The following is a 14,000-nucleotide window of genomic DNA, read 5'->3' on the forward strand; positions in this document are numbered from 1 at the left end:
AAATTCTGTGCCTCGCTGATCAAGCAAAATGCTTTAATGACTAAATTGATAAAATTGACGAGCGACTTGTAGGGCCTCTGCCACATCAATCGCCAGCACATAAGGTTTCTGCTGGTAATAACTGCCCCACAGGCGTTGTGCCTCTCCAAGGACTTGCGGGTCAGCCTTTTCAAGCACATGAAAATGTAATCCCATTTGTTGCAGCACATAACGCACAGCGGCTGTCCCGGTACATACTGCCCATTCGATGTGTTGCTGCGAGAGATGAAAAACCAGAAAGGCCACCATCAGTTTGGCTTTGTCCATATCTAGTGCTGCAAGATTGCCAATTTCTACCACTTTGTCTCGACTGACCTGGGTTTGGCTCAGTTTACTTAATGTGTTTTCAACGGGTTCATCGAGATACTGTTCCAGAAAGGCATTAAATTGATTTAAATGCTGCATACCAATCACCACCTGCATCTCGGCGCCTTGATAACCTGCAAACAGGGTCGAAGAGAAGCTCGATACAGTGGCCTGATGGACTTGCTGATATTTTTCCTGAATAAAATGTTCCAGGCTACGGCGTTCAGGTGTCTCGCTTTGTTCTACAGTTTTGACCGTCAAATGTAGCGATTGATCCTGTGCTGAAATTACCGGATACGCCGGAGGTACTTGTAGTAAAAATTTATTGTGATTGATTTGTTTTTTATATTCAGGCTGCTTGAAATATGTATTTAGAAAGTGAATCTGACTAGATAAATAAGGATCAAAACTGAACTTGATCATTTGGCTCACACCACGAAATTAACTTGCTACTCAAGATAGAAGCCCAAACTTAAAAAATTCTTAATTTTGTGCAAAAGAATGTAAAAGCTGTGTGTATAAAAAATCCAGAGAACGGCCGGTTTTTTTAAGAGCATTTTAAGATTGAAAATTTAAGTTAATCCTATCTCTTGTTAACTGAAACTGTTCTATGTCTTCCTACCGCTCACCTTATAAAGGCACCTCAGGAACGCAGCGTATTTTTAATGCGACCCGTTATTCCCTGGCTGGTTTTAAAACCGCCTTTCAAAATGAGGCCGCCTTCCGGCAAATTCTGCTGATCAACCTTATTTTGATTCCTCTAAGCTTTTGGATGCCGGTTAGCCGGGTTGAGCAAGCACTGATGGTCGCCGTGTGCCTATTGGCGTTGATCATTGAACTGATTAACTCAGCGATAGAGGCAGTGGTAGACCGGATTTCCATGGAACGGCATGAACTGTCTAAAAATGCCAAGGATATGGGCAGTGCGGCTCAGTTTGTAGCACTCAGTTTAATTGCTCTGACTTGGGGCATCATTTTGGCTGGTCATTTGATTTGACCTCTGCTCTTGCTACTGCCTGAAATGGACAACTTAAAAATGATCACTGACCGTTCCCGATTTTTACTGGCCCAAACTTTACTTTTGATCTTCAGTTTTTTGATTCTTCTCAACTTCTTTGACATTGGAGGAGTGCTGGACTTACAGCTCATCTATCCCTTTATCGATGATCAGGGTCAATTTCCCCTTCGACAACAATGGGCACTGGCAGAACTCAATCATCGCTATGTGAAAGACCTGCTGATTCTGGTGTATATCACATTATTACTGGCCTGGTTGGCATCACTAAAATGGCAGAACTGGCATACGCGGCGCTGGGAATTTGGCTATTTCTTTAGCATGGTGGTGCTGACCACGGCCTCGATCGGAATTTTAAAATCTCAGTCGGCCCATGCCTGTCCCTGGGATATGACCATACCTACCCATAACGGGATTTTGTGGGATTTTAGTGCCACTGCGGGCCACTGTTTTCCTGGAGGGCATGCATCTAGTGGTTTTGCGTTGATGGCTGGTTATTTTGTTTATCGCATTTCTAACCGCAAGCGTGCTTATTTTCTTCTGATCGCTGCAGTAATTTTAGGGTTGACCATGGGCTGGGCACAAATGATGCGCGGAGCACATTTCCTGAGTCATAATTTATGGACTGGCTGGATTATCTGGTGCATGAATGTCATTGGCTATACGCTGTTTAGCCATAAACTACCCATAGAAAAGACCACTCCTATACTCTCTAGTATCAGGCAACCTTAACTCCAAAAAAACCAGAAGCTTATTCGCTTAGGCTTCGATTAAAGGAAGCTTGACCTGTACACAAAGGCCACTCAGATTGGTACTTCGCGAAAATTCCAGTGTTCCACCCAAGCGCTCGGTGGCTTTATCTACAATGGATAAACCCAAACCGCTGCCAATTTCTGCATGGTTATGAATCCGATAGAAGCGTTGCCGGATCTGAGTGAATTGAGCAGGATCTATCCCTGCCCCACTGTCTTCAATTTGTAAAACCGCCTGCTGGCCTTGCTGGAAAATTGATACATTGATCACGCCATCCTTCGGACTATATTTAATCGCATTATCAATCAGGTTATAAATGATTGAGTGCAAGGCCGAGGCTTGGCCCTGAATCAACAGTTCCTGCTGCTGCTCTACCCCTAAATCAATCTCTTTTTGTAGCGCTAGTTGAATCAGTTCTTCGATACAGGTGACTGTCATCTGATTCAGTGATAACAATTGAACAGGCTCACTCAAACCTTCGGTCACATCCTGTTTGGCCAGACTTAATAACTGGTTGACCAGATGCTGCATACGCAAAATGCCTTGGCTCAAATTATGGATAGACTCGCTCTGCGGAAACTGCTGTAGCAAAATTTGTACCTGTAAATTCAAAGCCGTCAGTGGCGTGCGTAATTCATGGGCAGAATCTGCTACAAATTGACGTTGTTCCTGTTGGGCCAGAGAAATGCGACCAAACAAATAATTCATTTCCTGAATGGTCGGTTCCAGCTCTAAGGGATAATCTTTCATTGCAATTGGCTTTAAGTCTTGTGCCTTGCGGCTGGCCAATTCAGTTTTAAAATCATTAAGGGGCTGAAAATTTTTCCGGATCATCCAGCCTAAACCGAATAATGCAAAAGGTAAAAAAAGCACATAAGGAAGAAACATATTGGCTGCCAGCTCCAGAGCCAGTTCCTGCCGGACATTTTGCTGCTGGCTCACCTGAATCTGTAATTGCTTACCAGGAATAATATAAGTTAACCAGGTTCCATACGGCGTTTGATGCTTGTAGAAACCTGCTTTCCTGACCGGCGCCACCAGAACATCCTGCGGATGCAAGGAAGTGGCTGTATCTGTATAGGACCAGATATCTACAAATAAATCTTCTTCACTGTACTGTTTTGCCAGATCGATTTCACTTTGTAAGGGTTGCGGATGATTTTCTGAAATACGTTCTGCCAGACTTTGCATCTGTTTATCCAGTACTTCATTAATTTCTTCGAGCGCAATTCGGTATGCTGCAAAGATCAGCACATAGCCCAATACCACGCTAAACAGTGAAATATAAATAACCAGACGTTTTTGCAAGGAATAACGTTTCTGCATGGCGCTCATCCTAAACGATATCCTAGCCCACGTATGGTACGGATGAAGTCTTTTCCTAATTTTGCCCGCAGATGATGGATATAGACTTCCACCGTATTACTGCTGACATCACTGTCAAAGTCATAAAGCTTGTCTTCTAAATCATTTTTAGAAAAAATTTTATTCGGATGATTTAACATGGCCATTAAGATGGACCATTCCCGGTTGGATAATTCTATAGCCTGTCCATTAAACAGAGCGATATGCTGCTCTAGATCTAGTTCCAAACTGCCGTGTGATAATTTCTTATTCGTATCTATCCCGGTATTTTTTAAACCACTACGGCGTATTAAGGCATGAATACGGGCCAGCAACTCGTCAAATTCATAAGGCTTGATTAAATAGTCATCTGCTCCCTGATTCAGCCCATCTACCCGGTTTTGTAACTGATCCCGGGCGGAGATAATCAGCACCGGTAAATTCGGAAACTTCTGCCGGATATTTTTTAGCACCAGCATGCCATCCATCATCGGCAAGCCTAAATCGAGCAGGACAATATCGTAGACCTGCTGCTGTAACTGTTTTAAACCCTCAATCCCATTATTGACCCAATGCACATCAAACTGATGCAGCTTGAGCAATGTTTCAGTCGACTCGGCAATCATAAAGTCGTCTTCAATAATTAGTATTTTATGCATTTCAAGCTCTGTTCTTTAATGATGGTGAGCATTGTGCAAGCATATCATTTTTAGCTTCAATCACTTGCGTTTTTATATCCAGCAAGCTTAATAAGCTGGGGAAAAGATGATCCTGACTACGGGCTTGGTTGGTCTGTCCTTTGAGACAGCTGATCTGCTGGATATTCTGCTGCTTCCAGGCATCGGAGAACCACATCAGCATCGGGACATGGGTTTGCTGAGTGGGCGCCATGCTATAAGGAGCACCATGCAGGTATAGGCCATGCTCTCCGGTGGATTCTCCATGATCAGACAGGTACCAGAAACCGGTCTGATATTGAGTCTGCTGCTTTAAAGTTTCAATGATTTGGGCAAGAACATGGTCTGTATATACAATCGAATTATCATAGCTATTTTTTAATTCTTCTGTACTACAGCCCTGAATGGCATTGCTATTACAGGTCGGCTGAAATGGCTGATACGGCGCTTTGGAACGCTTGAAATATGCCGGCCCATGACTGCCCATCTGATGCAGTACAATTAACTGCGGTTTCGGGTTATTTTTATCCAGATGCGCCAGATAATCTTTCAGGCTATCTACCAGAATTTCATCAAAACATTCACCACCAGCATCACACCACTTCTGTTTCAGTTGTGCCGGAATCTGATACTTTTGTACCCGGTCACAGGCACCTTTACAGCCTGAGTTATTATCAATCCAGGTCACCTGATATCCGGCGCGCTGGGCAATATCCAGCAAACCTTCTCGGTGTCTGGCGAGCTGTTCATCATAGGTTTCACGTGACATGCCCGAAAACATACACGGGACTGAAACGGCAGTTGCTGTGCCACAGGAACTGACTTGACTAAAATTAATCACCGCTAACTTGCTCAGTTCAGGATTGGTATTGCGCGCATAGCCATTTAAAGCAAAACTCTCGGCACGTGCAGTTTCTCCAACAACTAGCACCATTAATTTAGGATGCTCCTGCATTTGGGCCTGCTGTAACAGATGAGCATCTTCGCCAAAAGCCACCAAAGGTAAATTCGCTTTAGGTGCTTTCTTTTTATAATAGGATAAGGTGGACGCGATGCTATTTTGTGGAGAAAGCATTCCCTTCAGATCACGGTGCTCTCTGAAGATGGCTGCATAGTCGACATAGAAGCAGAACAATAAACCTAGAATCAGTCCGAGTGAGACTACACTGCTCAGGCTTTTATGCACCAGCTGATGCCCAAGCGATGCAGGCTGAATTTTAAGCATCCAGATGATAAAAAGTGGAAAAACTACAAATACTAGTGTCCAGATGACCAGTCGCATTGACCAGAGATCTCGAACTTCGCGGGCATCGGTTTGCAGCATATTCTGGATCTGGTCTGGCGTAATAACGACCCCCAGACTATTGACAAAGTAAGCACTGAAACCACCCAGAATGATCAAGACACTGGCCAGTATTTTGGCGTTCCATTTCCAGTTCAGCCACTGTAATACCAGATTGTAAAACGCAATAATGATCAGCGCCGTAGCGACCAGTAACAGACCTGCTTTTAGATTGGCATAAGGCGTAAATTCATGAATTTTTTGATAGAAAGCAAAGTTTAGGATCAATCCCAGCCACATAGCCAGCAACATGTTGAAGCCTGAAAGACTAATCGACTTTTTAGGTCGCTGACTAAAAAAGGACGAATGGGAAAACAGCTTCAGCATGATCCGTGGCTCAAAGACTTTAAGATGCTTTAGCCTAGAATCTGAATCTTAAAAATGACTTAAAATGATTGGATCATTTCATAATATATGCAAACCCGCTCTTCTTTATTTCAAACTCAGAAGAATAAAGATAAGTCCTAACATATGTAGAATCTGGCTAGGCGCAAAATACAGAAAAAACTTCCATCCCCCGGTCACAAAAGAATTGATACTTTTAGACACCGCATGTGCCGCAAGTCCAATCATGACAGCATAAATTAAAGTCAGGTTGTGAGGATTTCCTTGTATCACTACACCTGCTACAGCAGCATGCACTTCAAATAAAGAGGCTAAAAAAGTACCTAAGATTAAGCCGCTATCTCCCAGTAAAAGATTCGCGCCGTAAATCCCAGCCTGGATTAAGGTCAAACTGACCGCAATAATTACCGCTTCTTTTATACTGAACATCCGGCTATCAATTTCTTGTATTTCATTGATGGTCGTACTGTCATCCGCTTGGGGAGTTCGATAAATCAAGAATCCGGCAGCAATACATAAAATTCCGATCCCCACCAAACTCGGAATCAGCAAGAACTTGAACCATTCTACGCTCACTCCCAGAACAATCAGCAAGAGCTGTAATAAGGTGGCAATGCAGGAGATCAATCCAGCACCTGCATTTAATTTTGCACTGGCCTGCCCGGATCGGACTTGCATGCCCAAACTGGCAATTGTGGCCGTACTGGAGACAAATCCCGAGGCTAAGGCAGATAAAATGAGAGCCTTATCATTGGACAGGATTCGTTTTGCCACATGTGCCATGGACTGCACAATCAAGATTAAAATGAGTAGTTTAAGGATGATATAGGGGTTCAGTACGGCGCCCCACAAGGGCTTATTGGGCATGACCGGCAACGCAATCAATATCAAAGCCAATAAAAGTAGCCCGTCTCTTAACTCATAGCTTTGGATCGTTTTTCCGGCAAATTGATGCAGTGTCTGTTTGCCCATCAGGATGATCGTAAGTAGAACCGCCATCCATGCAGCCAGTGGGATATTCCACACACAAATAGCGCCAATGATATAGGTCATCAAAAAAGCCAGTTCAGTGGTAGATCCAATATCTTGTTTTTGTTGGAACAGGCTATACACACAGAACAGGCTGACCGCTACAGCTCCTATCACCCCAATATAGAGATGCAAAGGGGTAAATTCAAAGAATGGTTTTATAGCTTATTAGATGCAATTTAGAAGTGAATGAATGAAACTCATCTAAAGATTAGAAAATATCAGTCTATTCACTCTGTTTAATTTCATTTAAATCATTCGTTAGAAAGGCGTCTGAGGTCACCCCACTATCAATGAATAACCGCAACCCCCACGTAAATCTTAAAATTCTTCCCGCTGTAATTCATTCACCGTTTGCCCCTGCTTTGCAAACCACTGATCACGACGTTCAAACAAGCGTGGCGCCGCCTGATTCACTTGATCAATTAGAGCCTGTAAATCGGCATTGATCAAACGGCCATTTTTAACCACAGTCTGTCCCGCCACCATCGTCATCACGACATCTTGGCCTTGAACTGCATGGACTAAATTGGTATGCAAATTAAATAATTTTCTATGATCAATCAACGGCGTCATCCGCGGTGTATCCAGTTTCACCGCAATCAGGTCGGCCTGTTTGCCGACTTCCAATGAACCAATTTCATCTTGCATACCCAAGGCTTTAGCTCCTGTAATCGTAGCCATTTGACAGACCGACCAGGCATCCAGGGCAGCCGCATCTAAATTCGAAAACTTGGCCAATAATGATGCCGTTTTCATTTCTTCAAATAGATCCAGGTTATTGTTTTCTTTTTCTCCATCAGTACCCAGACCCACCGCAATGCCTTGGCGTAGCATTTCAACCACAGGGGCTGCACCGGAGGCCAATTTCATATTGGAAATCGGGTTATGGGCGACACCGACCGCATGTTGCCTTAAAATCTGAATTTCATTTGCATCTGCCCAGACGCAATGTGCCAACAGGGTTTTAGGCAGATCTAGCAAGCCTAGCTTTTGCAGACTTTCAATCGGGCGAATGCCTGAACGGCGCAGGTTTTCCTGTACATCAAATTGGCTTTCATTGCTATGAGTATGAAAACCGGTTTGATAATCCTGACAAAGTTTCTCAATACGGCTTAATGCTGAAGCTTCAGCATAAAACAGGTGCTCTAAACCTACCCAAACCTGAATACGTCCATTCGCCTGCTGATGCCAACGGTTGATTAAAGCCTCATTACTTTTTAAGGTTTCAAAATAATTGTGATCCGGATGCTCCGCGACATAAGGCACAAGAACAGCACGAATTCCCAACACTTGCGCAGCTTCAGCACTTCCGTCCATATAGCGCCACATATCGACAATAGTGGTGGTTCCCGACAAAAGTGCTTCGGCATAACACAAATAAGAAGCAATCTTCGCATCATTGGGTGTCAACACCCGGTGCATCGGATCAATATACTGCTGTAACCAATCCCAAACCGGTAACCCTTCTGCCGTGCCACGCAATAAACCGGAATGACAATGGCTATTGATCAAGCCCGGCATCAGGATCGTTTGTGGGTAATCCTCAATGAGCACCTCTGGATAGCATTGGGTTAACTGTGCCAATGTACCCACTGCTTTTATTTTGTCACCATCAATCAGTATCGCGCCATTTTTAATACATTCATTCTGCGTGTTCATGGTAAGGACATAGGAAGCTGTTAAAATTTTCATGATTTATACTCAAATCTATTCTATTTATGATGAATGGCTGCGGTTATGGCACGAAGGTTTTGCCTAAAGAAGATGGCAAATTCATTTTGAGTACTTTTTTATTCCGTGAAATCATGACCAGTACCACAATGGTGGCTATATAGGGCAATGCGGCAAGCAGCTCGTTCGGCACCTTGATTCCAAGCGCCTGGGCGTGAAATTGCAAAATGGTTACGCCCCCAAACAGGTAAGCGCCGAGCATTAAACGTGTTGGTTTCCACACCGCAAATACTACCAGTGCAATGGCAATCCAGCCGCGGCCTGCCACCATATTTTCAATCCACATCGGGGTATATATGGTCGATAAAAATGCTCCGCCAACCCCTGCCATCAAACCGCCAAATAGCACTGCGCCATAACGAATCGCCAACACGTGATAACCCATGGCATGCGCACTTTCCGGTGATTCTCCGACTGCTTTAAGCAATAAGCCCAAACGGGTTTTGGCCAAGACAAACCACACCAGAAAGAAGACCAAGATTGACAGATAAACCACATAGTTTTGCTGGAACAAAATCGGACCCAATACTGGAATATCCGCTAATAGTGGAATATTAAAATTAGCCAGACCCGGTAAAGCCATACTGACGTAGTTCTGTCCCAAAAATGCAGAGATACCGAGTCCAAAAATGGTTAAAGCCAAACCGCACGCGGATTGATTGGTACTTAAAGACAAGGTAAAAAAGGCAAAAATCAGGGCCATCAGCATGCCTGCCAGACCACCCATCAATAAGGCACTTAATACACTGGCATCATATTGCGCAGCAAAAGCAAAACCTGCAATTGCACCGACCAGCATCATCCCTTCTACTCCAAGATTAATCACACCTGTCCGCTGTGTGACCAATTCCCCCAGACCTGTGAAAATCAGTGGTGTTGCTGCTGCAACAGTACCTGCAAGAATTGCAGTTATTTCTAAAGCCATATCATGCTTCCTTTTGCTGTAGACAACATTGGGTTAGAGGGTGGTTGCTGTGGACTGAGGGACCGGTGGCACCATTTTTTTGCTAAACCGGTAACGGTTTTCAATTAATGCATCGGAAGCCAACAGGAAAAATAACAGCAGGCCCTGGAAAATACCGGTAATCGCGACCGGAAGCTGCAACTGCATTTGTGCCATTTCGCCGCCCAGATAAATCAGCGCCATAAAACAGCCTGACAGCACAATACCGATTGGGTTTAAACGCCCTAGATAGGCCACGATAATCGCTGCATAGCCATAACCTGGGGACAGGTTCGGATTCAGCTGACCAATAGGTCCAGCCACTTCACAGATTCCGGCAATACCTGCCATCATTCCGGAAATCACCAGACTCATCCAGATCGCTTTGGAGGAAGAAAAACCTGCGTATTTGGCAGCTAAAGGTGCCTGACCGCTGACTTCCAGTTTATAGGCCGTCAGACTTTTACGCATAAAAACCCAAAACAGAAGGACTGCAAAAAAAGTGATAAAAATAGAGGCATTAATGCGTGTGCCTTCTACAATGAATGGCAGCGTCGCACTCTCACTAAAAACCACCGATTGTGGGAAGTTCATCCCTTCCGGATCACGCCAAGGACCATTGACCAGGTATAGCAACACACATACTGCGACATAATTCATCATCAGGGTGGTCAGGGTTTCTTCAGCATTAAAATGGGTTTTCAGTAAGGCAGGAATTGCACCCCAGAGTGCCCCACCAAGTGCGCCCATGACGATCATTAACGAGAGAACCCACCAACCGATTTGATCATGAAATAAAATCGCAATACCACCGCCAAAAATTGCCCCGATGGTAAGCTGTCCTTCAGCACCAATATTGAATAATTTGGCTCGAAATCCAACCGCCAGCCCCAAGGCAATCAGAATCAGAGGCCCGGCTTTCACTGCCAGTTCACTCCAACCATAAGATGATGTCAGCGGTTCAATAAAGAAGATGTACATGGCTTGCGCGGGATTAATGCCCAACATTAAAAACAGAATACTACCGACAATCAGCATGGCCAGCAGCGCAATGAGCGGTGAAAGCCACTTCATGATTTGAGATGGATGTTCACGCGGTTCCAGTAAATGCATGTTGCTCTCCTCTCAACCCGTATATTTATTTTTGGCTATATTAAGCATGAGCTTGCTGCTCCTCTACTATGATCGCAGTGTCATGACTTGAAATACCTGACATCAAGACCCCAACATTTTCAGTATTGGTTTCATGAGTAGGTATCGCTGGAGATAGTTCACCATTGGCCAAGACACAGAGACGATCACTGATTTCAAACAGCTCTTCTAATTCTTCTGAAATCACCAAAATGGCAACACCTTGTCGAGAGAGATCAATCAGGGTTTGCCGGATAAACATGGACGCGCCCACATCAACGCCCCAGGTCGGTTGAGCCACAATCAGGAATTTCGGGTTTTGCAAAATTTCCCGGCCGACAATAAATTTTTGTAGATTTCCACCGGACAAGGAACGTGCTTCTGCCTCTGGGCCACTGGCTTTCACCCCGAATTTTTCAATACAGTGCTCGGCAAAAAGCTTACATTGTGCAAACTTGATTAATCCCCATTGCGTCAGGTTCTGCCGAAATGCAGTCAGCAAGGCATTCTGGGACAGTGTCATGTTCGGGACTGCTCCTCGGCCCAGACGTTCTTCAGGGACAAAGCCCAGGCCCAAATCACGCCGTTGTCCAGAACTGAATCGGGAAATATCGATTTGATCCAGAACCATCCGGCCATGTTTCAGGCTATTTTCACCCGACAATAAAGACAGTAATTCTGCTTGCCCATTGCCAGAAATCCCGGCAATTCCTACAATTTCACCGGCAAAAATATTTAAATTGATATTTTTCAGCGACACACCAAATGGGTCGTCGGACTGGTAATTGAGATTCTCAACCTGGAATAATATCTGTTTTTCACCTGTATATTCAGGGCGTACATAGGTCGGTAAATCACGGCCAATCATTAAGCGTGCTAAATCACTGGTACTGTTGTCTTTGGGATTAACATTTCCGGTGACACGGCCATTGCGTAAGATGGTCGCTTCATCACAGAGTTCTTTGATCTCGTGTAATTTATGACTGATATATAAAATTGAAACGCCTTGGGAGGCCAATAACCGTAAAGTTTTAAACAGTTGCCGTACCGCTTGTGGTGTCAATACTGAAGTCGGTTCATCTAAAATGATTAAAGCGGGATTTTGCAAAAGGCAGCGAATAATTTCGACACGTTGCCGCTCACCTACCGATAAAGAATGTACTTCGCGGCGTGGATCAATGGGTAAACCATATTGTTCTGAAACTTTAATAATTTTTTGGCTGAGGACTTTTAAATGAATCTTTTCATCCAGTCCCAGCAAAATATTTTCCACCACGGTCAAGGTTTCAAATAAAGAGAAATGCTGATAGACCATGCCAATCCCGAGTTTTCTTGCCATCGACGGGTTATCAATATGAACTTCTTTACCGTTCCAGAGGATTTGTCCTTGATTGGCCTTGGTTGCCCCATAAATGATTTTCATCAGGGTACTTTTGCCAGCACCATTTTCACCCAAAATGGCATGAATTTGCCCAGGTTGAACGGTTAAATGTATCTGGTCATTCGCTTTCAATGAATTGTAACTTTTACAGATATTGATGAGCTGTAAACGCGGTACACCTGAAGAAGAACGTGCGTTCAACTCTTGCGCATGAGCAGATCTATCGTGTTGAGAGGTCATCATCAGTGCCCTATTCAATGCTGTGACAGTGCGGCATCCATCTGAAGCGTGCAGGCATTCAGATGGATGCGGGAAAGTACATCAAAGTATTTAAAGTTTTTTGAATTGCAAAATGACAAAGCTTTATTTCGGTAATGAACCCTCTACGCCCTTCACGTAGTAATTCATTTTGCTTAGTGCCGCATCATCTAGGCGCTTGCCCTTTGCCAAGACCAATGTGCCATCCTGTTTATGAATCGGGCCGGTAAATGGATGCAATGTGCCTTTTAAAATACCGTCACGTACGCTGAGTGCTTTTGCTTTAGAGGCTGCCGACACGGAAGGACCAAAGCTTTCAATATCGACTGCTTTTTGTTTCACGCCGTACCACATTGCACTTGGTTTCCAGGTTTTATTGCTGACTTGCATCATTACCGGGGTGTAAATTTTTTCCCAATGTAAAACCGATGCGGCAAGATGCGCTTTAGGGCCAAATTTGCTCATGTCAGAGTCCCAGCCAAAAGCAAAGACACCTTTTTGTTCAGCCGCCTGTACCACTGCCGGAGAATCGGTATTTTGCATCAGCACATCTGCACCTTGAGCAATCAATGCCAAGGCTGCATCACGTTCTTTGCCCGGGTTAAACCATGAATTCACCCAAATGACTTTGGTTTTAATTTTTGGATTTACACTTTGTGCACCGAGGGTATAGGCATTGATATTACGGATGACTTCAGGAATCGGAAAAGACGCAACTACACCCAAAACATTATTTTTGGTTTTTTGCCCTGCGACCACACCCAGCATATAAGCGCCTTCATAGGTACGGACATCATACACTCCTAAATTTTTCCCCTGCTTATAACCGGTTGCATGCATAAATACTGTATTGGGAAATTGCTTGGATACTTTCTCCATTGCATTCATATAACCAAACGAAGTCGCAAAAATGACTTTATTGCCTTGTTGTGCCAGGTTGCGGATCACACGTTCGGCATCTGCTGTTTCAGGGACATTTTCAATATAAGAGGTTTTATATTTTCCTGCGAGGGTTTTTTCAGCCTTAATCCTGCCTTGATCATGAGAATAGGTCCAGCCATGGTCACTGGTTGGGCCAATATAAACAAATGCGGCTTTATCTTGGGCCTGAACATTGGCGACAGCGGCCATGCTCATCATACCGCTTGCCATTAACACCCCTACCAATTTTTTCAATCCGGTTTTGAAGCTATTTTTTTCTTTCATTTTATTCTGCTCTTGGTTGTTCTGTGTCATACAACACATGCTTTAAAATGACTTCACTCAAATGTGCTCAGTCTGTTCAATATATAATTAGCAATAAGCATTCCAGTTTTTATTAAAAATAATAAAAATAGGGTTTTAAAATAAAATGTTTTTTGTTTTTATAATTTAATTAAGGCGTAATGATATTAAATTTATAAAAGCTTATTTTATGATTGATAGGGAATTTAATTTATCAAATGGATTTATTTTTTATTTTTGCTTATTAGTGGTGCGATAAAATAAAATGCCTTAAATTTGCGCATTCCTTTTTTTAATCCAAGCTTCATATTTTTCATGAGCAAAGATAGATGTAGATGATAGAATCATGTATTGAGACTCATTGAGGGAGTGGAATTGTTTTTGATATAAATTATTAATATTTAAATAGATTAATAGTTTTTTTGATAGTTGAGTTTAGCTTGTAATGCGCCGAAAGGATGATGTTCTGTAGATATTTT

Annotated in this window: 11 protein-coding genes and 1 pseudogene; 2 read left to right on the forward strand and 10 right to left on the reverse strand. The window is 43.5% G+C overall.

Annotated features, from left to right (window positions below; genetic code table 11):
- Positions 1 to 33: 33 nt before the first annotated feature.
- Complete coding sequence (locus F893_RS09795) at positions 34 to 768, reverse strand: thermostable hemolysin (protein ID WP_004280234.1); 735 nt, start codon at positions 766 to 768, stop codon at positions 34 to 36.
- Between the two features lie 187 nt (positions 769 to 955).
- Here F893_RS09795 and F893_RS09800 point away from each other — a divergent pair, with 187 nt between their 5' ends.
- Positions 956 to 1,342, forward strand: coding sequence for a diacylglycerol kinase (locus F893_RS09800; RefSeq protein ID WP_004280235.1), 387 nt, complete (start codon positions 956 to 958; stop codon positions 1,340 to 1,342).
- A gap of 39 nt (positions 1,343 to 1,381) precedes the next feature.
- A complete protein-coding gene (locus F893_RS09805) occupies positions 1,382 to 2,092 on the forward strand; it encodes a phosphatase PAP2 family protein (protein ID WP_004280237.1) in 711 nt (236 codons plus the stop codon).
- Between the two features lie 27 nt (positions 2,093 to 2,119).
- On the opposite strand, the gene F893_RS09810 is transcribed toward F893_RS09805, so the two are convergent.
- The 9 genes and pseudogenes from F893_RS09810 to F893_RS09850 form a co-directional block, all read right to left on the reverse strand.
- Positions 2,120 to 3,439: a sensor histidine kinase gene (locus tag F893_RS09810; RefSeq protein WP_005251721.1), complete on the reverse strand. Its 1,320-nt coding sequence runs from the start codon at positions 3,437 to 3,439 to the stop codon at positions 2,120 to 2,122.
- Between the two features lie 5 nt (positions 3,440 to 3,444).
- Positions 3,445 to 4,116, reverse strand: coding sequence for a response regulator transcription factor (locus F893_RS09815; protein WP_005100414.1), 672 nt, complete (start codon positions 4,114 to 4,116; stop codon positions 3,445 to 3,447).
- Position 4,117: 1 nt separating this feature from the next.
- Complete coding sequence (locus F893_RS09820; protein WP_005251725.1) at positions 4,118 to 5,803, reverse strand: phosphoethanolamine transferase; 1,686 nt, start codon at positions 5,801 to 5,803, stop codon at positions 4,118 to 4,120.
- Between the two features lie 105 nt (positions 5,804 to 5,908).
- Positions 5,909 to 6,985: pseudogene (locus tag F893_RS09825) on the reverse strand (DUF4010 domain-containing protein); the annotation flags it as partial.
- Positions 6,986 to 7,171: 186 nt separating this feature from the next.
- On the reverse strand, positions 7,172 to 8,545 hold the full coding sequence (locus tag F893_RS09830; protein ID WP_005251729.1) for an amidohydrolase family protein: 1,374 nt from the start codon (positions 8,543 to 8,545) through the stop codon (positions 7,172 to 7,174).
- 43 nt (positions 8,546 to 8,588) lie between these two features.
- Positions 8,589 to 9,509, reverse strand: coding sequence for an ABC transporter permease (locus tag F893_RS09835; RefSeq protein WP_005251731.1), 921 nt, complete (start codon positions 9,507 to 9,509; stop codon positions 8,589 to 8,591).
- A 33-nt stretch (positions 9,510 to 9,542) separates the two neighbouring features.
- On the reverse strand, positions 9,543 to 10,640 hold the full coding sequence (locus F893_RS09840; RefSeq protein ID WP_005106992.1) for an ABC transporter permease: 1,098 nt from the start codon (positions 10,638 to 10,640) through the stop codon (positions 9,543 to 9,545).
- 40 nt (positions 10,641 to 10,680) lie between these two features.
- The gene (locus F893_RS09845) at positions 10,681 to 12,282 is read right to left on the reverse strand and encodes an ABC transporter ATP-binding protein (protein ID WP_005251732.1); all 1,602 of its coding nucleotides are present in this window, start codon (positions 12,280 to 12,282) and stop codon (positions 10,681 to 10,683) included.
- Positions 12,283 to 12,402: 120 nt separating this feature from the next.
- Complete coding sequence (locus tag F893_RS09850) at positions 12,403 to 13,503, reverse strand: BMP family ABC transporter substrate-binding protein (RefSeq protein ID WP_005251735.1); 1,101 nt, start codon at positions 13,501 to 13,503, stop codon at positions 12,403 to 12,405.
- Between the last annotated feature and the right edge of the window lie 497 nt (positions 13,504 to 14,000).

This window comes from Acinetobacter sp. CIP 102136, from assembly GCF_000369685.1.
Lineage (GTDB): Bacteria > Pseudomonadota > Gammaproteobacteria > Pseudomonadales > Moraxellaceae > Acinetobacter > Acinetobacter fasciculus.

Coding starts and splice junctions, on each gene's coding strand:
- F893_RS09795 (WP_004280234.1), bottom strand. CDS start 768: ATGATCAAGTTCAGTTTTGATCCTTATTTATCTAGTCAGATTCACTTT.
- F893_RS09800 (WP_004280235.1), top strand. CDS start 956: ATGTCTTCCTACCGCTCACCTTATAAAGGCACCTCAGGAACGCAGCGT.
- F893_RS09805 (WP_004280237.1), top strand. CDS start 1,382: ATGATCACTGACCGTTCCCGATTTTTACTGGCCCAAACTTTACTTTTG.
- F893_RS09810 (WP_005251721.1), bottom strand. CDS start 3,439: ATGCAGAAACGTTATTCCTTGCAAAAACGTCTGGTTATTTATATTTCA.
- F893_RS09815 (WP_005100414.1), bottom strand. CDS start 4,116: ATGCATAAAATACTAATTATTGAAGACGACTTTATGATTGCCGAGTCG.
- F893_RS09820 (WP_005251725.1), bottom strand. CDS start 5,803: ATGCTGAAGCTGTTTTCCCATTCGTCCTTTTTTAGTCAGCGACCTAAA.
- F893_RS09830 (WP_005251729.1), bottom strand. CDS start 8,545: ATGAAAATTTTAACAGCTTCCTATGTCCTTACCATGAACACGCAGAAT.
- F893_RS09835 (WP_005251731.1), bottom strand. CDS start 9,509: ATGGCTTTAGAAATAACTGCAATTCTTGCAGGTACTGTTGCAGCAGCA.
- F893_RS09840 (WP_005106992.1), bottom strand. CDS start 10,640: ATGCATTTACTGGAACCGCGTGAACATCCATCTCAAATCATGAAGTGG.
- F893_RS09845 (WP_005251732.1), bottom strand. CDS start 12,282: ATGATGACCTCTCAACACGATAGATCTGCTCATGCGCAAGAGTTGAAC.
- F893_RS09850 (WP_005251735.1), bottom strand. CDS start 13,503: ATGAAAGAAAAAAATAGCTTCAAAACCGGATTGAAAAAATTGGTAGGG.